The 18,176-nt window shown below is 71.7% G+C and carries 19 protein-coding genes; 9 read left to right on the top strand and 10 right to left on the bottom strand.

Annotated elements, in window-relative coordinates; genetic code table 11:
* Window positions 1-175 precede the first annotated feature (175 nt).
* Window positions 176-358: a DUF6104 family protein gene (locus AB0J10_RS31525; RefSeq protein WP_018892073.1), complete on the top strand. Its 183-nt coding sequence runs from the start codon at window positions 176-178 to the stop codon at window positions 356-358.
* A gap of 27 nt (window positions 359-385) precedes the next feature.
* On the opposite strand, the gene AB0J10_RS31530 is transcribed toward AB0J10_RS31525, so the two are convergent.
* Window positions 386-1,159 (bottom strand): hypothetical protein, encoded by a 774-nt coding sequence (locus AB0J10_RS31530; protein WP_363066491.1) that lies wholly within the window; start codon window positions 1,157-1,159, stop codon window positions 386-388.
* Window positions 1,160-1,297: 138 nt separating this feature from the next.
* Between AB0J10_RS31530 and AB0J10_RS31535 the strand changes: the two genes are divergently transcribed.
* Together AB0J10_RS31535 and AB0J10_RS31540 are read left to right on the top strand one after the other, a co-directional pair.
* Window positions 1,298-2,146: a DUF4097 family beta strand repeat-containing protein gene (locus AB0J10_RS31535; RefSeq protein WP_363066493.1), complete on the top strand. Its 849-nt coding sequence runs from the start codon at window positions 1,298-1,300 to the stop codon at window positions 2,144-2,146.
* Between the two features lies 1 nt (window position 2,147).
* Window positions 2,148-3,095: a helix-turn-helix transcriptional regulator gene (locus AB0J10_RS31540; protein ID WP_363066495.1), complete on the top strand. Its 948-nt coding sequence runs from the start codon at window positions 2,148-2,150 to the stop codon at window positions 3,093-3,095.
* Window positions 3,096-3,597: 502 nt separating this feature from the next.
* Here the strand turns inward: AB0J10_RS31540 and AB0J10_RS31545 are convergent.
* From AB0J10_RS31545 to AB0J10_RS31560, 4 genes are all read right to left on the bottom strand, one after another.
* Window positions 3,598-4,563 carry a zinc-binding dehydrogenase gene (locus tag AB0J10_RS31545; protein ID WP_363066497.1) on the bottom strand — a complete coding sequence of 322 codons (966 nt, stop codon included), beginning with the start codon at window positions 4,561-4,563 and terminating at the stop codon, window positions 3,598-3,600.
* A 102-nt stretch (window positions 4,564-4,665) separates the two neighbouring features.
* A complete protein-coding gene (locus AB0J10_RS31550; protein ID WP_363066499.1) occupies window positions 4,666-6,234 on the bottom strand; it encodes an alkaline phosphatase D family protein in 1,569 nt (522 codons plus the stop codon).
* Window positions 6,231-6,818 carry a phosphoesterase gene (locus tag AB0J10_RS31555; protein ID WP_363066500.1) on the bottom strand — a complete coding sequence of 196 codons (588 nt, stop codon included), beginning with the start codon at window positions 6,816-6,818 and terminating at the stop codon, window positions 6,231-6,233. The genes AB0J10_RS31550 and AB0J10_RS31555 overlap by 4 nt, the downstream gene beginning before the upstream one ends.
* Window positions 6,819-7,289: 471 nt before the next feature.
* Window positions 7,290-8,510 (bottom strand): NADP-dependent malic enzyme, encoded by a 1,221-nt coding sequence (locus AB0J10_RS31560; RefSeq protein WP_363066502.1) that lies wholly within the window; start codon window positions 8,508-8,510, stop codon window positions 7,290-7,292.
* Window positions 8,511-9,063: 553 nt separating this feature from the next.
* Between AB0J10_RS31560 and AB0J10_RS31565 the strand changes: the two genes are divergently transcribed.
* From AB0J10_RS31565 to AB0J10_RS31575, 3 genes are read left to right on the top strand one after another with little or no spacing between them, the layout of a single operon-like run.
* On the top strand, window positions 9,064-10,029 hold the full coding sequence (locus tag AB0J10_RS31565; RefSeq protein WP_363066504.1) for an ABC transporter substrate-binding protein: 966 nt from the start codon (window positions 9,064-9,066) through the stop codon (window positions 10,027-10,029).
* A gap of 45 nt (window positions 10,030-10,074) precedes the next feature.
* Window positions 10,075-11,034 (top strand): amino acid ABC transporter permease, encoded by a 960-nt coding sequence (locus tag AB0J10_RS31570; protein ID WP_363066506.1) that lies wholly within the window; start codon window positions 10,075-10,077, stop codon window positions 11,032-11,034.
* Between the two features lie 3 nt (window positions 11,035-11,037).
* On the top strand, window positions 11,038-11,799 hold the full coding sequence (locus tag AB0J10_RS31575) for an amino acid ABC transporter ATP-binding protein (protein ID WP_363066508.1): 762 nt from the start codon (window positions 11,038-11,040) through the stop codon (window positions 11,797-11,799).
* Window positions 11,800-11,880: 81 nt separating this feature from the next.
* Here the strand turns inward: AB0J10_RS31575 and AB0J10_RS31580 are convergent, their stop codons facing one another.
* The gene (locus AB0J10_RS31580; protein WP_363066510.1) at window positions 11,881-12,648 is read right to left on the bottom strand and encodes a class I SAM-dependent methyltransferase; all 768 of its coding nucleotides are present in this window, start codon (window positions 12,646-12,648) and stop codon (window positions 11,881-11,883) included.
* A gap of 91 nt (window positions 12,649-12,739) precedes the next feature.
* Between AB0J10_RS31580 and AB0J10_RS31585 the strand changes: the two genes are divergently transcribed.
* Window positions 12,740-13,369: a CGNR zinc finger domain-containing protein gene (locus tag AB0J10_RS31585; protein WP_363066512.1), complete on the top strand. Its 630-nt coding sequence runs from the start codon at window positions 12,740-12,742 to the stop codon at window positions 13,367-13,369.
* On the opposite strand, the gene sodX is transcribed toward AB0J10_RS31585, so the two are convergent.
* Complete coding sequence (sodX, locus tag AB0J10_RS31590) at window positions 13,273-13,692, bottom strand: nickel-type superoxide dismutase maturation protease (RefSeq protein ID WP_363066514.1); 420 nt, start codon at window positions 13,690-13,692, stop codon at window positions 13,273-13,275. The genes AB0J10_RS31585 and sodX overlap by 97 nt on opposite strands.
* A 150-nt stretch (window positions 13,693-13,842) precedes the next feature.
* Between sodX and sodN the strand changes: the two genes are divergently transcribed.
* Entirely contained in the window at window positions 13,843-14,238 is a 396-nt protein-coding gene (gene sodN, locus AB0J10_RS31595; protein WP_363066516.1) for a superoxide dismutase, Ni, read from the top strand.
* A gap of 268 nt (window positions 14,239-14,506) precedes the next feature.
* Here sodN and AB0J10_RS31600 read toward each other — a convergent pair whose 3' ends face one another.
* On the bottom strand, window positions 14,507-15,472 hold the full coding sequence (locus tag AB0J10_RS31600; RefSeq protein WP_363066518.1) for a LysR family transcriptional regulator: 966 nt from the start codon (window positions 15,470-15,472) through the stop codon (window positions 14,507-14,509).
* A gap of 192 nt (window positions 15,473-15,664) precedes the next feature.
* Between AB0J10_RS31600 and snpA the strand changes: the two genes are divergently transcribed.
* Entirely contained in the window at window positions 15,665-16,339 is a 675-nt protein-coding gene (snpA, locus tag AB0J10_RS31605; RefSeq protein ID WP_363066520.1) for a snapalysin, read from the top strand.
* A 115-nt stretch (window positions 16,340-16,454) separates the two neighbouring features.
* Here the strand turns inward: snpA and AB0J10_RS31610 are convergent, their stop codons facing one another.
* Complete coding sequence (locus AB0J10_RS31610) at window positions 16,455-16,901, bottom strand: DUF6304 family protein (protein ID WP_363066522.1); 447 nt, start codon at window positions 16,899-16,901, stop codon at window positions 16,455-16,457.
* A gap of 400 nt (window positions 16,902-17,301) precedes the next feature.
* The gene (locus AB0J10_RS31615) at window positions 17,302-17,886 is read right to left on the bottom strand and encodes a dihydrofolate reductase family protein (protein ID WP_363066524.1); all 585 of its coding nucleotides are present in this window, start codon (window positions 17,884-17,886) and stop codon (window positions 17,302-17,304) included.
* Between the last annotated feature and the right edge of the window lie 290 nt (window positions 17,887-18,176).

Below are 18,176 nucleotides of genomic sequence, written 5' to 3' on the forward strand. Positions count from 1 at the left end.
GCCGACAACGAACGCAGGATGCGACTGGAGTCGTCCGTCCTGGCGGCCCGGCTGGAACCGGTCGCGGCGGCGGCCACCGTACGGCTGCACCCGGCCGGAGCGGCGCCCCCACCGGTTCCGGTGCGGCGGACGGCGCCGGTCGGACCGCCGCCCGGGGCGCACTAGGCTGGTGGCCATGTACTTCACCGACCGTGGCATCGAGGAGCTGGAGAAGCGGCGCGGCGAGGAGGAGATCACCTTCGAGTGGCTCGCCGAGCAGCTGCGCACGTTCGTGGATCTCAACCCGGACTTCGAGGTGCCGGTCGAGCGGCTGGCCACCTGGCTGGCGCGCCTCGACGACGAGGACGACGAGGAGTAGCGGGGAACGGCGGGACGGTCCCGGCCGTCACCGCGCCGGCCCGCGGTCGCGGGCCAGTGCCAGGGCGCCGTGGGCGAGCAGGACCGCGCCGGCGACCGTCCATCCCGCGCTTCGGCGGGCGAGTCCCCAGACGGTCAGCGGGAAGCCCGCGGCGATCTGCACGATGGCCGGGATCCCGGGACCGGGCGGCCGGTGCCGAAGGGCGTGCGCGGTGTGCCCGCGCCCCTCGCCCGCCGCAACCTCTTCCCGTACGACCGCGGCGCGGGCCGCGGTCCGGATGCCGTCCGGCTCGGCGCCCGGTGCCACGCCATCGGGCAGGGCCAGAGCGGCACGGGACAGGACGGCGACGAGCCCGAGCAGCCGGGCGCGGGCGTCGGCGTCGGCGTCGGGGCGCGTCAGCGCTTCCAGGGCCTGGAGGTCCAGGACGGGGTCGAGTCCGAGCCGGGCCGCGAAGGTGTGCATCGCCTCGTCCTCCCCCGCCGGTGTGCCGTCCGCGAGCCAGACGTAGCCGACCGGGCGGCGGAACCCGGTGGCGAGTGTGAAGCCGGCGCGGTCCGCGTCCCACCAGAGGGCGAGCACGGGGTGGTTGGTGGCGACGGCGAGGGCCGTGGCCCAGCCGGAGAACACCCGGTCGACGGGTTCCGCACCGCTCGGCCACGGCCTCCCGTCCGGGACGAGCACGCTCCAGCCCCGGCCGGCCGGAGCGAGGAGGAACGGCTCCCGCAGCAGGGGGACCGACGGCCGGATGACGTCGTACTCGGCCCGGCAGAGCAGCAGGGCTCCTGCGGAAGTGGCGTCCATACGCCTCACGCTAGGGCACTTCGTCCGCATTCGCCGCCACTCTCCCACGAGCACCCTTGACTTCCGATGGCCGCGATATATCGTGTTACCCAGAAGACGCGATATGTTGCGTTCCATGCGGCCCGGGAGGTCAGCACCATGCCCGACTCGACGTGGGAAGTCGCCGAACCGACGAGGCTCACCTTCGACGAGCCCGTGACGTCCCTCAACGTGCGCATCGTCAACGGGACGGTGAACGTCGTCGGCACCGACGAGAGTTCCGCCCGGCTGGAGGTCTCCGGAATCGAGGGCCCGCCGCTGAAGGTGACGAGGACCGGCTCCACCGTCTCGGTCGCCTACGACGACGTGCCCTGGAAGGGCTTCCTCAAGCTGTTCGACCGCAAGGGGTCGCACCGCCAGGCGGTGGTGTCCCTCGCCGTGCCCGCCGACGCGGCCGTCGAGGTCGGCGTCGTGGGCGCGGGAGCGGTCGTCTCCGGCATCCGCGGGCGCACGGACGTGCGGGGCGTCAGCGGGGACACGACGCTCGTGGGGCTGTCCGGCACCGTCCGGGCCGAGACCGTCTCCGGCAGTCTGGAGGCCCAGGCCGTCACCGGCGACCTGCGCTTCCACTCCGTCTCCGGCGCCCTGACCGTGATCGAGGGCGCGGGCTCCTCCGTACGGGCCGACTCCGTCAGCGGCGACATGGCGATCGACCTCGACGGGACGCCGACGGACATCCGCCTCACCAGCGTCTCCGGCGAGGTCGCCATCCGGCTGCCGCACCCCGCGGACGCCCGCGTCGAGGCCAACACCGCGAGCGGCGCGGTCTCGAACGCCTTCGAGGACCTGCGCGTCAGCGGACAATGGGGCGCCAAGAAGATCACCGGCACGCTCGGCGCGGGAAGCGGTTCCCTGCGGGCCACCACCGTGTCCGGGTCGATCGCCCTCCTGCGCCGCCCGCCCCAGGCGGACGAACCGTTCGAGGACGAGACAGGAAAGGCCCTCTGACATGCCCCCCGTATTCGCCCACGGCCGGCTCCGCCTGTATCTGCTGAAACTCCTCGACGAGGCCCCGCGCCACGGGTACGAGGTCATCCGCCTGCTGGAGGAACGCTTCCAGGGGCTCTACGCGCCGTCCGCCGGCACCGTCTACCCGCGCCTGGCCAAGCTCGAGGCGGAGGGCCTGGTCACCCACGCCACCGAGGGCGGGCGCAAGGTGTACTCGATCACCGACGCCGGACGCGAGGAACTCGCCGGCCGCAGCGGGGAGCTGGCCGACCTCGAACTCGAGATCCGCGAGTCCGTCTCCGAACTGGCCGCGGAGATCCGCGACGACGTGCGCGGCGCGGCGGGCAAGCTGCGCAGTGAGATGCGCGCGGCGGCGACGGAGAGCCGGGGTGCCACCGGCGCGGGTTCGGGTGCGGGTGCCGACGACGCCTGGCAGGCGACGAAGGAGGAACTGCGCCGCGCGAAACAGGAATGGAAGGAGCAGGCGCGCCGGGCGAAGGACGAGTCGCGCCGGGCCCGTGAGGAGGCGCAGACCGCCCGCCGGCAGGCCAGGGAGGCGCAGGACCGGGCGCGGGACGAGGTCCAGCGGATCGCCCGCCAGGTCCAGGACCAGGTCCAGGGGCATTTCGCCCGCGGCGACTGGCCGACGGGTGTGCGGGAGGGGCTGTCCGAACTCACCGCACAGCTGGGGGGACTGGCCGCCCGGGGCACGGCGCGGCCGCCGTACGTCAAGGCGGACCCGGCCGGTGCGGACCCCGACTGGGCGAAGGACACGGCGGAGTCCGGCGACCCGGCACGCGACCTCGAGCGCCTTCTGGACCGCTTCCGCGACGACGTCCGCGACGCCGCCCGCGACCACGGGGTGACTCCCTCCCAACTCGCCGATGCCCGGCGCCACTTGTCCACGGCGGCGGCGCACATCTCGGCGCTGCTCCGCGGAGGCGGCTGAGCGCCGCACCGGATCGCACGTGGCCCCGGCACGGCCCGCACACCGGTTCGGGCTGCGCCGTTCACCGGACGCGGGGCCTGCGCACCCCGACACGCAAGGAGCGCGCACCCGCCCCGGTGTCCGCACAGGCCCGGGCCCGGCCCGGCCCGGGTCGGTCACCGCACGGGCGCCGATGCCCCGGACGTGCAAGGAGCACGCGCCCGCCCGGCTGCTGCCGCGGGCCCGGGCGCGGCGCTCGCGCTCCGCTCGGCGAGGGCGGCCAGGGCCTGTTCAGCGCTGCGCGCCTGGCCCTGGACGTCCCGCCGCCCCGGATGAGGACATGGCCGGATCCCCCCCTCGGCCGCGGCGCGGCCGGCGCGGCGGGCGGACGCGGTGGGCGACCCCCGGTCAGGGCCAGGAGCAGGACCCGGCCGACGAACGCGGCGAGTGGTCCGCGCACACGGACCTCCGGCGCGGCGCGGATCGGCAGGCCGGAGATGCCGTCAGCGGTGCTGACGAAGCATCAGGAGCCGGTCAGGACGATCTTGCCGAAGAGCTCCCCGGAGGCCATCCGCTCGAAGCCCTCACGCGCCCGGTCCAGCGGCAGCACCTCGTCGATCACCGGTCGCACACCCGTCGCGGCACAGAAGGAGAGCAGGTCCTCCAGCTCGTCCTTGGTGCCCATCGTGGAACCGACGACCTTGAGTTCCAGGAAGAAGATCCTGGTCAGCTCGGCGTGCGAGGGCCGGTCGCCGCTCGTCGCACCGGAGATGACCAGAGTGCCGCCGGGGCGGAGCGACTTGACCGAATGGGACCAGGTGGCCGCGCCGACGGTCTCGATCACGGCGTCGACTCGCTGCGGCAGCCGGGCGCCCGGCTCGAACGCGTCGACCGCACCGAGGTCGACGGCGCGCTTGCGCTTGGCCTCGTCGCGGCTCGTGGCGAAGACGCGCAGTCCGGCCGCCTTGCCGAGCACGATCGCGGCGGTGGCGACCCCACCGCCGGCGCCCTGCACGAGCACGGAGTCACCCGGCCGGACACCGGCATTGGTGAAGAGCATGCGGTAGGCGGTGAGCCAGGCGGTCGGCAGGCACGCGGCCTCCTCGAAGGACAGTTCCTTCGGCTTGCGCAGGACGTTCCAGGTCGGGACGGCGACCTGCTCCGCGAAGGTGCCCTGGTACCTCTCGGTGAGGATGGAGCGCGGCTCGTCCGGGCCGACGCCGTGGCCGCTCTGGCCGATGACCGAGTGGAGCACCACCTCGTTCCCGTCCTCGTCGACGCCGGCGGCGTCGCAGCCGAGGATCATCGGGAGCTTGTCCTCGGCGAGGCCCACTCCGCGAAGTGACCACAGGTCGTGGTGGTTGAGGGAGGCGGCCCTGACGTCGATGGTGGTCCAGCCGGGGCGGGCGTCGGGGGCCGGGCGGTCACCCAGCTCCAGGCCGTTCAGCGGCTGGTCGCGGTCGATGCGGGCGGCGTATGCGGCGAACATGACCTTGAGCGTAGGGCGGGCCGGTGCGCGGCGGAACCGCGCACCGGTGTGACACACGTCCCTGGGCGTCCCCGGGTCCGTGGGAACCCTCCGGGTTTCGCCCTACTGCTCCCTCCGCCACTGGGCGGGGGAGTTCCTCGTCGCCGGGTCCTCGTACGAGCCGGTCCTCCCGCGGTCCACGTGGAAGGTGGTCAACGTGGTGACGGGAGAGACCGGGTCCCGGCGGTCGGCGATCACCCGCATGTGGGCGCTGAAGCGGCGCGGCGTGACCTCGTAGACGTCGTAGCCGTAGCGGTTGCCCTCGAAGTACTTCAGATGCGGATTGGCCGCGCCCATCAGCGGGCCGTTGGTCCTGTTCCAGTCCGCCGAGTACGCCCCCGAGGTGACGGAGTGTGCCGTGAACTCCGTGCCCACCACCGGCGAGGAGGTGTCGTCGAAGTCGGGCCGGATGTCGTCGACGAAGGCGGAGTGCCAGTCGCCGGTGATCACGACCAGGTCCTCCAGGCCGCTGCCGTGCACATGGCTCAGGACCTCCTTGCGCTCGGCGAGGAAACCGTCCCACTGGTCGGTGAACATGTACGAACCGCCGGGGCGGCCGCGGAGCTGGCTCAGCATGATCGAGTTGGCCCAGACGTGCCAGGTGTCCGGCGCCCGGTCGACGTTCCGCTTGAGCCAGGACTTCTGCCGGGCTCCGAGGATGGTGCCGTCGGGCAGGTTCTGCGCCGACCGGTGGGAACGCAGGTCGAGGACGGTCAGCTCCAGCAGGTCGCCCCAGCGGCGGGTGCGGTGGATCTCGGGGTCGGGCAGCGCGGTGGCTCCGGCGTCGCGGTGCGGCATGTTCTCGTACCAGGCCTGGTACGCGGCCGCGCGGCGCTTCACGAACGGGGCGCCGCCACCGGTGCCCGAGTAGTCGTTGACGACCTCGTGGTCGTCCCAGGTGAGGAACCAGGGGTGGGCGGCGTGGGCCTCGCGCAGGGAGCGGTCGCCCTTGTACAGGGCGTGCCTGCGGCGGTAGTCGGCGAGAGTGAGGGTCTCGCCGCCCTCGTGGTCGCGGACGTGGTCGGCCGGCACGCCGCCGACCTGCCCGTGCTCGTAGATGTAGTCGCCGAGATGGACGACGAAGTCCACGTCCTCACGGGCGATCGCGCGGTGGGCGGCGTAGAAGCCGTCGTGGAACGCCTGGCAGTTGGCGGCGGCGAAGCGGACGGAGGCGACGTGCCCGGCAGGCGCGGTCCTGGTGCGGCCGGTGCGGCTGGTCCGGCCGAGCGCGGTGAAGGCGTACCAGTAGCGGGTACCGGGGCTGAGACCGGAGACGGGGACGTGGACGCTGTGTCCCAGGGTCGCGGAGGCGGGGGCGGTACCGCGGGCGACGACCCGCCGCAGCGCCGGGTCGGTGGCCACGACCCAGTCGACCTCCACGACCTCGGGCAGCCGCTGCTCCGCCGCCAGCGGTTCCGGCGCCAGCCGGGTCCACAGCAGGACACTGCCGGACTGCGGGTCGCCGGAGGCGACACCGAGGGTGAACGGCGCCGGGTCGTAGTCCGCGCCGAGCGCCTCCGCCGCCTCACGGGCCTGGGCCGGCGTGAGCCCGGCGCTCAGCGGCCAGGCCAGGTTCAGTGCACCGGCGGCGCCGGCGGCCTTGAGCAGATCACGACGGTTGAGCCTGGTCACTGCTGTCCCCCGGAAGGCTTCGCGATGGCGGTCAGGGTGAGCGAGACGGCATCGGCGTAACCGTCGTTCGAGGTGCCGCCGCTGCGGGTGAGGACCAGCAGCACCCGCGCGCTGCGGGCGCCGGGCGGGACCGCTGCGGAAGCCGTGCGCTCCAGCAGCGCGGTACGGGACTCCCGGTCCGCCGCCGTCACGGGGCCGAGCACCGACAGGGCGACGGGCGTGCCCCTGCCGTCCCGGAACTCCACGGACAGCCGGGCGCCGTCCTCCTGCGCCGCGTATCCGCCGAGCCACCCGGCCAGCGTGTAGCGGACGCGGCCGGCATCGACGGCCCGCCGCCCGGTGCGGCCGTGCGCGGGCAGGGCGACGTCCTGGACGAGCGCGGTGCGCGGGCTGTTTCCGCCGGAGAAGAACCGGCTGCCACGGGCGGCGGGACCGGGGTCGGACGCCGTCGGGTAACCGCCCCCGAGGCTGTAGGCGACGAGCGCCGGAGCCCCTTCCCACACGTCCCAGCCGTTCACGTCGGCCACCGGATCCGCGGACCCTCCCGGCCCGCTCTCGGCGTCACCGTTCACTATGAGATTCACTCACGCCTCCCTGCTCCATTCGGCGTGCGCATCCCAGCAGCCGGCGGTGAACCGGGGAAGACGGTGTGGGTAACACGCGGGTCCCGGCGGCAGGCGTGTTGCGCCGTGCGGGCGGGTGGAGCACACGGGGCGCCGTTCGTTCGTCGGGGCGGCTCCGTCCCGGCGGTCCCCGCGCCCACTGCGCCCCGCCGCTCATGCGGGCTGCCGCTCCGTCCGGACGGCCCGCGCGTCCGCGAAGCCCGTGGCCCGCGAGGCCCGGGCACCGGGCCGGGACGCCCCGCCTTTCGCGCCGGCGGCTCCGGCCTGCCGGGCGTGCACCGGGGAGCCGGGCCGCCCGGCCTCACGGACGGGCACCCGCGCACGGGCACGCCACCTCGCACGGGCCCCGGCATGCCGCGGCCCCGGACGCGTCCAGCGCGTCCGGGGCCGTGAAGGGAGGGGTCCGGGGCCTCATCAGGGCCCCGACGAGCGTCAGCGCCGGGCCACGCCCTCGGCTCGCGCCGCCGCCGCGACAGCGGCGGTGACCGCGGGGGCGACCCGCTCGTCGAACGGCGACGGGATGACGTAGTCCGGGGCGAGTGCGTCGCCGACCACGTCGGCCAGCGCGTTCGCCGCCGCGATCTTCATGCCCTCGGTGATCCGGGAGGCCCGCACCTGCAGCGCGCCGGCGAAGATGCCCGGGAAGGCCAGCACGTTGTTGATCTGGTTGGGGTAGTCGCTGCGGCCGGTGGCCACGACCGAGGCGTACTTGTGCGCCACGTCCGGGTGGACCTCGGGGTTCGGGTTGGCCATCGCGAAGACGAAGGCTCCCGGCGCCATCGAGGCGACCGCCGGCTCCGGCACGGTGCCGCCGGACACGCCGATGAAGACGTCCGCTCCGGTCAGCGCCGTCTCCAGCGAGCCGCTGAGTCCGGCCCGGTTCGTGATCTCGGCGAGTTCGCGCTTGACCGGTGTCAGGTCCTCGCGGTCACGGCTGACGATGCCCTTGCGGTCGGCCACCGCCACGTCGCCGAGCCCCGCCTCGAGGAGGAACTTGGCGATGGCCACGCCGGCCGCGCCCGCGCCCGAGATCACGGCGCGCAGGTCGCCCAGGCCGCGGCCGGTCAGTCTGGCCGCGTTGCGCAGGGCCGCGAGGGTGACCACGGCGGTGCCGTGCTGGTCGTCGTGGAAGACCGGGATGTCGAGCCGCTCCTGGAGTTTGCGCTCGATCTCGAAGCACCGCGGCGCCGAGATGTCCTCCAGGTTCACTCCGCCGAAGGACGGCGCGAGGCGGACGACCGTGTCCACGATCTCGTCGGTGTCCGTGGTCGCGAGGGCGATCGGAACGGCGTCGACGCCGCCGAACTGCTTGAAAAGGATCGCCTTGCCCTCCATCACGGGGAGCGAGGCCTCCGGACCGATGTCACCGAGCCCGAGGACCGCCGTACCGTCGGTCACGACCGCGACCACCTGCGATTTCCAGGTGTAGTCGTGGACGAGCTCCGGCTTCTCGGCGATCGCGGTGCACACCTTGGCGACACCGGGTGTGTACGCGAGGGACAGGTCGTCCTTGTTCCGGACGGGCACGGTGGCCTGGACGGCCATTTTGCCGCCGCGGTGCAGCGCGAAGGCCGGATCGAAGGGTTCCCCGGAGTCCCCGGGTGCACTCTCCGTCCCGCTGGCGCTGCCGGGATTGACGATCTCCGCTGCCATGTTCGTTTGACCCCTTAAGTCTTCATCAGTTGAGGGTTGCCGCTCCTGGTTGAGGAGGGGTGGGCTGGCACCGCGTCCGTTCCCTGTCCTGGGTGGTTGGCCCACCCCGGCAGGGGGAGGTACGTACGCGCGGGCGCGCCGCACAACGCGCCCTGAGCCCCGGATGAGGGGTGTAAGGATCCTTCTTACCGGACGGACGGCACCGGAGACGAGCCCATTGGCCTGTCCATGATCTCCCAGTGACCTGACTCATAGCGACATATGCTGACAAGACAGGAACACTTGGTGAAAAGCACGATGAATGCCGTCCACATCCCGAGACGATCCGAAGATCTTCCGGCCGGAAGAAGGAAAGGCCGCAGATGATGCGGCCGACAGGGCCCTGATGTACCGGCCCGTAGCGCTTCGGGGGTCACCCGTTATCCGATTTTGACATGCGTAGCCCACTGAATGGGCTAGTCCGAATGGCAAGATGCCGGAAACACACAAGGTCGACACTCGAAGACGAGTGCACGACGCCTGGCAAACCCACACCTGCCGGAGGACCACGATCATGACCGCAAGCACCACCCGCCGCTCGACCGCCGCCAAGTCCAGGATCGCCGCGGTGAGCGCGATCGCGGTCGCCGGTGCCCTGCTGCTCACCTCCTGCGGTGACCAGACGAACTCGGGATCGGGGACGGGTGTCAAGGAGAGCGCTGCCGGCAGCAGCGCGCCGCTCTTCGACAAGCTGCCCAAGAAGTACCAGGACGCCGGCGTCATCAAGGTCGGCACGGACGCGGCGTACGCCCCGATGGAGTTCCAGGAGGGCGGCAAGATCGTCGGTATCGACCCCGACATCGCCGCGGCTCTCGGCAAGCAGCTCGGCGTCGAGTTCGAGTTCACCTCCGGCACCTTCGACGGTCTGATCTCCTCGCTCAACACCGGCCGCCAGGACATCGTCATGTCCGCCATGAGCGACACCAAGGCCCGCCAGGAGGGTCTGGACGACAAGGGCAAGAAGACCGGTGAGGGCGTCGACTTCGTCGACTACTTCAACTCGGGCGTCTCGCTGCTGGTCAAGAAGGGCAACCCGCAGAAGATCACGTCGCTCGACGACCTCTGCGGCAAGAAGGTCGCGGTCCAGCGCGGCACGATCTACGAGGACACCTTCAAGGCCCAGGCCACCAAGTGCGAGAAGGACGGCAAGGGCAAGCTCACGATCGAGGCGTTCGACACCGACGCCGAGGCCCAGACCCGCGTGAAGTCCGGCGGCGCCGTGGCCGACCTCAACGACTACCCGGTCGCCGCGCACATCGCGAAGACCGCGGGCGGCGGCAACGACTTCGAGGTCGCGGGCGGCCAGACGGACGCCGGCCCGTTCGGCATCGCCGTCGACAAGGACAACACCGAGCTGCGTGACGCGCTGAAGGAAGCCCTGGACGCGATCATCAAGAACGGCGAGTACACCAAGGTGCTGGAAAAGTGGGACGTCAAGGGCAGCGCGGTCACCGAGGCGACCATCAACGCCGGTAAGTAAGTCTGGCGTACCCCGCCTCGAGCGTTCCACTGAAGGGCAGTCACTGTGACTGACAAGTTCGACAAGACGCCCGCGGACGAGCCCCCCACGGGCTCGTCCACGAGCGAGGAAACAACCGCCACGGCCCACCCCGAGCAGATCAAGGCCATCCCGGTACGGCACTACGGCCGCTGGGTGTCCGGCGCGGTCGTGCTGGTACTGCTCGGCTGGCTCGCATTCGCCTTCGCGCAGGGCGACATCCGCTGGGCCACCATCACGGACTACCTGTTCGACGACAGGATCCTCCAAGGTGCCCTGAACACGATCGTCATCAGTGTTCTCTCCATGCTCATCGGCCTGGTGCTGGGCATCGTCTTCGCGGTGATGCGGCTGTCGAAGAACCCGGTCACCGGCGCCGTGGCATGGCTGTACATCTGGTTCTTCCGGGGCACCCCGGTGTATGTGCAGCTGCTGCTCTGGTTCAACCTGGCACTGATCTTCCCGATCCTGAACATCGGGTTCTACAAGGACGAGATGGTCGACGTCATGACCCCGTTCTTGGTGGCCCTGCTGGGTCTGGGTCTGAACGAGGGCGCCTACATGGCCGAGATCGTCCGGGCCGGCATCCAGTCGGTCGACGAGGGCCAGACCGAGGCGTCGCACGCACTCGGCATGTCCAACGGCAAGACCATGCGCCGGGTCGTGCTGCCGCAGGCGATGCGGGTGATCGTCCCGCCCACCGGCAACGAGTTCATCAACCTGCTCAAGACCTCGTCCCTGGTGTCGGCGGTGCAGTACACCGACCTGCTCCGGGCGGCGACGAACATCGGCTCCACCTCCTTCGCCATCATGGAGATGCTGATCGTCGCCTCGATCTGGTACCTGGCCCTGACGAGCGTCTTCAGCGTGGGCCAGTACTACGTCGAGCGGTACTACGCCCGCGGTTCGCTGCGCCAGCTGCCGGCCACACCGTGGCAGCGGGTCAAGGCGAATCTGCGATTCCTCCAGAGCCCCAGGGGGGTGTGACACATGACCGCCATGGTGAAGGCCGAAGGCGTCCACAAGTCCTACGGCGCGGCCCACATCCTCAAGGGCATCGACCTCGAGGTCGCCCCGCGCGAGGTGTTCTGCCTCATCGGCCCCTCCGGCTCGGGCAAGTCGACCTTCCTCCGGTGCATCAACCACCTGGAGAAGATCAACGCCGGACGGCTCTGGGTCGACGGCGAGCTCGTCGGCTACCGCCAGAAGGGCGACAAGCTCTACGAGCTCAAGGACAACGAGGTCGCCCGCCAGCGCCGCGACATCGGCATGGTGTTCCAGCGCTTCAACCTGTTCCCCCACATGACCGCCGTCGAGAACGTCATGGAGGCACCCGTCCAGGTCAAGGGCGAAGCCAAGGCAGTCGCCCGGGAGCGCGCCCTGAAGCTGCTGGACCGCGTCGGCCTCGGCGACAAGGCCGGGAACTACCCCTCCCAGCTCTCCGGCGGCCAGCAGCAGCGCGTCGCCATCGCCCGGGCCCTGGCCATGGAGCCCAAGCTCATGCTCTTCGACGAGCCCACCTCGGCCCTCGACCCCGAGCTGGTCGGCGATGTCCTCGACGTCATGCGCGGCCTCGCCGAGGACGGCATGACCATGGTCGTCGTCACCCATGAAATGGGCTTCGCCCGCGAAGTCGGCGACAACCTGGTCTTCATGGACGGCGGTGTCGTCGTCGAGTCGGGCAACCCCCGCGACGTCCTCACCAACCCCCAGCACGACCGCACCAAGGCATTCCTCTCCAAGGTGCTGTAGAGCTCGGTGGACCGTCGTAACGGACGCCGGAGGCGGCAGGGCACGCCCTGCCGCCTCCGGCGTTCGCCCGTCCGGGCCGGGTCACTTCAGCGCGAGCACCAGCGAGTCGGAGGGCGACGCCCACACCGGCCGGGCCTCGGCGAAGCCGGCGGCCCGCAGGGTGTCGGCGTGCCACTGGGCGGACGGGGTGTCCCCGTCGGCGTGCTCCCCGTAGATCTCGAAGCGCCGGGCGGTGGGAGCGGCCAGGACAGGGTCCGCGGCCGCCAGGGCCCACCAGTCGGCCCAGTCGAGCGCCCCGGCGGCCCTCGCCCGGTCCATCGCGGCATGCCGGTGGGTGCGCTCGGCGGCGTTGATGCGCGGGGTGGTGTCGTCCTTCATGTGGTCGGCGTTCATGAGGATGCCGCCGTCCGCGACCAGGCCGGCGAGCTGCCCGTAGAGGGCGGCGAGCGGTTCGGCGTGCAGCCAGTGCAGCGCGGTGGCGGTGAGCACGGCGTCGTAGGAGGTGTGCGGCAGGGCCGCGGTCCAGTCCGGGTCCTTGAGGTCGGCGGTGACGAAGGTGACGCGCCGGTCCCCGGCGAAGTACCCCTCGGCGATGGTCAGCAGCGCGGGGTCGAGGTCGACGCCGACACTCTCGGCCTTCGGGAACCGCTTGAGCAGTCGGTCCGTGATACTTCCCGTACCGCAGGCGAGGTCGAGGACCCTCGGCTCGGGGCCCGCGAAGGCCTCGACCATGTCCAGCATCACCCGGAACCGCTCCTCGCGGTCGGGCATGTACCACTCCTGCTGGCGGTCCCAGCTCCTCTGCCAGGCCCGCCAGTCGGTTCCGGTGGCGGCCACGCTCTCGGTCATCCGCACTCCTCCCATCCGTAATACCCTCGAATTGAGGGCATCACTTACCTCATCCGTCGCCGACACTAGACCTCATCCGTAAGGACTACAAGTGGAACTGGCCTCTTACTCGGACTACGCCGTGCGCCTGGTCAACACCGAGGAGCCGGCCCGCACCAAGGACACGCTCACGTCGGTGGAGGCCGTCCGCGAACTGTTCGGGGCCTCCTCCCAGATGGCACGCCGGGCCACCGACGCGGACGTCACCCGGTTCCGGTCGGTACGGGCCAGACTCCGCGCGGTCTTCGCCGCCGCGGACTCCGGCGACCAGACCCAGGCCGTCGACCTGCTCAACTCGCTGCTCCTGGAGTTCCCGGTCAGCCCGCAGATCTCCGGTCACGACTTCCTGGACGACGAGGGACGGCCGCGCTGGCACATGCACCTCGCCGACCACCCGTCCAACGCGACCTCCGGCTACGCCGCGATCGCCGCGATGGGACTCGCCTTCCATCTCACCGAGTACGGCGTGGACCGGCTCGGCCTCTGCCAGGCCGCGCCCTGCCGCAACGCCTACCTGGACACGTCCACCAACCGCTCGCGTCGCTACTGCTCGGACCGCTGCGCCACCCGCGCCAACGTCGCCGCCTACCGCGCACGCAAACGCCTGGAGACCGAGCGGTCGGAGAGCACGGGCCGCACTGCGGAGAACGCCCAGGCCAGCAGCCCGAACGCCGACCTCTGACCGTGCGGGCGCGGCCGGTACCGTGCCCGTACCCGGCCCAGCAGCAGGCCCTCGGGCACCGTGCCGAACACCCGGCTGTCCCCTTCCGCGTACGGGTTGTCGCCCAGCACCCACCAGCCCTCCCGGCGCCGCTCGACCAGCCGCTTCACGATCAGCAGGTCCTGCTGCAGCGGATGCCGGAGCACTGCCACGTCCCCGGGCCGGACGGCGGCCCCGTAGTGCACCAGCAGCCGGTCCCCGTGCGCCAGCGTGGGATGCATGGAGGGCCCGGTCACCTCCGCGACCCCGAAGGGCACACTCGGCTCCCGCCCCTGCTCCGTCATCGGCCACCTCCGGGTCCCTCGGTGTCTTCCGCCACACGTCCCATGGTCACCCTGGACTTTTGGCCGAAGCCGCAGGGGGCACTCGCGAAAACGCGCCACTCACGGAGTAATGTCCCACCTGAGAAGACGATCACGAGGAAGGACAGCTCAATGCTCTCCCGCCTGTTTGCCCCCAAGGTGAAGGTCAGCGCCCACTGCGACCTGCCCTGCGGCGTCTACGACCCGGCCCAGGCCCGAATCGAGGCCGAGTCGGTCAAGGCCGTGCAGGAGAAGATGGCCGCGAACGACGACCCGCACTTCCAGGCCCGTGCCACGGTGATCAAGGAGCAGCGCGCGGAGCTCGCCAAGCACCACGTGTCGGTGCTCTGGAGCGACTACTTCAAGCCCCCGCACTTCGAGAAGTACCCGGAGCTGCACCAGCTGGTCAACGAGACCCTGAAGGCGCTCTCCGCGGCCAAGGGCTCGACCGACCCGAAGACGGGCGAGAAGGCCCTGGAGCTCATCGCCGAGATCGACCGCATCTTCTGGGAGACCAAGAAGGCCTGATCTCAGCCCAGGCCGCCTGACCCGCGCTTTCGCGGGTCCGGTCACCCACTGTCCGCACCCGGTCCGCGGGGCGCCTAGCACGGCGTCCGTGACGGCCCGGGTGCGGTCGTCTTCGCCCGGCCACCTCGCGGTCCACCGGCCGCGCGAGGCTCGCCTCCTTGCCGACCCCGCTTCCGGCCCTCGCCTGCAAGCCCCGATCAGGAGGCTCCGGCCGGGTCCGGCGAGCTCCGCGGCGGGCCGCGCCCCAGCAGGTCCCGCCGGGGCGGGTTCATGCCGCGGGTGTGTGCAGCAGCGGGCTCTTGTTGCGCAGCAACCACTGCCGGTACGGGGTGGCGCGGAGGGCCGCCTCCCGGTAGGCGGCGAGGAGTTCGGCGTACACCAGGGCGAACGTCTCCGCGCCGGGGCCGGGTCGCCGGTAGAGCAACAGCCGTACCGCGAGCGGGTCGTCGCGCAGGGGGCGGATCGCCATGTCGTCGCGCCGGCCGGAGGTGGGCTGGCAGGGGGCGACCCCCTCGCCGACCACGATGAGGGAGGTGGCGGTGTGGTAGTCGGCGTGCAGCACTTGCGGGTGGATCCCCGCGGCGGCGAGGACCCGGCGCAGTCCGTCCCACTCGCCGTCGACCGTGGGGTCCACCATCCAGCGGTCCTGGGCGAGGTCGGTGAGGTCGACCACCGGGGCCGCGGCGGCCGGGTGGTCGCGGGCCATGGAGATGAACTGCGGTTCGCGCTCCACGAGGACCCGCCGCTCCAGCCCTTCCGGCACCAGCAGCGGGCAGCCCTCGACCTCGTGGACGAACGCCACGTCCAGGTGCCCGGCGGCGACCATGCGCAGCAGGGTGCCGGCGGAGACGTTCATGTGCAGGGAGAGGTCCGTGCCGTCGGGCAGTCGCTGTCTGAGTCGTCTCAGCCAGCCCGCCAGGGCGCGGCTCGCCGTGGAGCCGATGCGCAGCCGGGGGTCGTCCGCGCGGGCGACCGCGGCCCGGGTCTCCGTCACGAGCGCCGACATCCCGGCGATCAGCGGGCGGGCCCGGCCGAGGACGGCGCGGCCGAGCGGGGTGGGCCGGCAGCCGGTGCGTTCCCGGAGGAAGAGCTCGCCGCCCAGGGCGTTCTCGATCCGGCGGAGCTGGGTCGTCAGGGAGGGCTGGCTCATGCCCAGCCGGCGGGCGGCCTTGTGCAGACTGCCCGTGTCGGCGATCGCGCACAGCACGCGCAGGTGCCTCACCTCCAGCTCCATACTGCGAGAGTAGGACGGCACCCCTCGTCACACCAGACACCCATGTCGCTCCAATTTCCTTGATTTACAAGGGAGTTGGAGCTCGTCGCGCTCGTGATGCCGCGGTGTTATCACCAGTTGGCATCATCCGCCGGCGGGCGGGCTCCCCGACACTCTCCTCACCGATCCCCACTCGGATGAGGAGAACCCCCCATGAGACACCCCGAGCGACGCCCACGGGCGTTACTCTCCGCCGCACTCGGTCTGGGCCTCGCCGCCGCCCTGGCCTCCGCCGCACCCGCCTCCGCCGCCCCGGCCCCCGACGCCGCGAGCCCCGCCGTCCCCACCGGCCGGACCGCCGCGTACCACGGTTCCGCAGAAGACGCCCGCGCCACCGAGGCGTTCTTCGACGCGGTGGTGAGGTCGGTGGCCGAGAAGCGGGCCCAGAACCCGGGCGCCCAGGCCGTCACCGTCGTCTACAGCGCGAGCGGCGCACCGAGCTTCCGCTCCCAGATAGCCGGCAGCACGCGGATATGGAACGGTTCCGTGTCGAACGTGCGGCTGCAGGAAGGCTCCGACCCGGACTTCCGGTACTACGAGGGCAACGATCCGCGCGGCTCGTACGCCAGCACCGACGGGCACGGCCGCGGCTACATCTTCCTCGACTACCGGCAGAACCAGCAGTACAACTCCACCCGGGTCACCGCCCACGAGACCGGCCACGTGCTCGGGCTCCCCGACCACTACTCCGGTCCCTGCAGTGAACTGATGTCGGGCGGCGGCCCCGGCACCTCCTGCCAGAACGCGTACCCCGACGCGGCCGAGCGGGCCCGGGTGAACCGACTCTGGGCGAACGGCCTCGCGGCCGCCCTCGCCAGGGTCTCCTGACGCACGCCCCCCACGGTGCCCCGTGCCCGGGTTCCCGCCCGGGCACGGGGCGTTCGCCTGACGCCGGCGGTGCCGACGGCGTCAGGCGAGGGCCGAATGCGGCGACGACGAGCCGTCAGGCGCTTTCCAGCAGCTTCCGGCCGAGGTCGGCGCCCTCCGGCAACTGCCGCCGGATCCGCCCGAGCGCCTCGTCGAAGTCGCCGTCGGCCACCCCGGACTCGTACGCCGTCCCGCCGAAGTGCAGAGTGAGGTTCAGATCCACCCGGCCGGGCGTGCCCTCGGGCCCGGCCTCGCCGAGGGTCAGCAGGCAGCTGAGCGTGGCCTCCTCCGCAGCCCCGTCGAGAGTGACGGGCAGCGGCATGTCCCACTCCAGGACGCAGCCGGAGAGGCGTTCGCCCGATTCCGCAGCGCCCAGGGCGGCGAAACTCGGCCCTTCGTACTCGACTCCCCTGATGCGGGTGCTCACTCCGTGCCCGCTCGGGGCGATCGCCAGCGCGATCGCCTCCGCACCCCGGCGGTCCCGGTACCAGCCGGTCCACACGTCCGTCGACTCCGTTGACATGGCGCGGACTGTAGCGGTCCGGCCGGCCGCGTTGCACAGCCGGTCGGCACTCGAACGGTTCTGCGCCGCTCGGGTCAGCCGGACGGCCCCGCGGCCGGCTCCCCGTTCGTCCCCTTCGCGCCTTCCACGCCCCGCCCGCGTCCCGCTTCGGGGGCGTCCTCGGCACCGCGCGTGCACGCGGCGTTGTGACAGGGGCCGGGCCCCCACTCCGGGACGAACACACCGAGCACCTTGCGTCGTCTGATGGCGGAACCGACAGGCTGTCCGCAGGTCGGACACGTGTACCCGTCCTGCGGGCGGCGGACGGTCCGACGTCCTTCGCTGCCCATGGATCCAGGATAGGTCGGCACACCCAGGACGAACAGCGCTCGCGCGGCCGGTGGCCGCGCCGCCGACACGGCTACCGCTTCCTGCGGTACTTCCGTACGAGCACCCCGTTGCCGAAGGTGCGCACCCAGTCCAGGGTGAAGTCGGTGACGGCGAATCCGGCGCCGAACATGGGCATGCCGCTGCCGTAGACCTGGGGATAGGTCTTGATCACCAGTTCGTCGATCTCGTCGAGGAGTTCGCCGGCGATCTGCGAGCCGCCGCAGAGGTAGATGCCGAGCCCGCGGTCCTCGGCCTTGAGGGCGCGAACCCTGCCGACCAGGTCGTCGGCGATGATCTCGACACCCGCGTCGGGCGACTTCTCCAGCGTGCGCGAGGCGACGTACTCGCGCAGTTGGGCGTAGGGGCTGGTGATCCCGGCGTCGAGCGCCAGCTGGTAGCTGGCCCGGCCCTGGACCAGGGTGTCGAAGTGCCTGTTCGGGGAGTCCTGGAGGCCCAGCGCCTCTCGCCCCTGGGCGGGGATGGTCTCGGGGTACTCGGACTTCAGGAACTCCAGGTACTCCCCGTCGACGAAGCCGAACATGGACGAGGCGTCGCCGCCCGGGTCTCCGATGAAGCCGTCGATGGAACAGGCGATGAAGTATGTGAGATGACGCAAACCGGTCCTCCGCTTTCGTCGGGGCCCGACGGCCGGACCTGTCTCACGGCGCGAACCACTGCACTCATAGTGCTCCAGCCGTAGTGGTTACGCAAGCGCCTTTCACGGAGGGCGGGTTGCTGGCGGGCCCGGACGGCGCGGGAGGCCGATACCCCGGCGCGACCGGCTCGTGCCGGGGCACGGCCCGGTGCACGCGCGGACACGGCGTCCGGCACGCCGGGCGCGCGAACGGCACGCCGCCGCGGGCGGAGAACCATCCCGCGACACCGGAGCCGCGAGGGGCCGCCGCC

The sequence above is a fragment of the Streptomyces sp. NPDC049887 genome (genome assembly GCF_040656535.1).
In the GTDB taxonomy this organism is placed as follows: domain Bacteria; phylum Actinomycetota; class Actinomycetes; order Streptomycetales; family Streptomycetaceae; genus Streptomyces.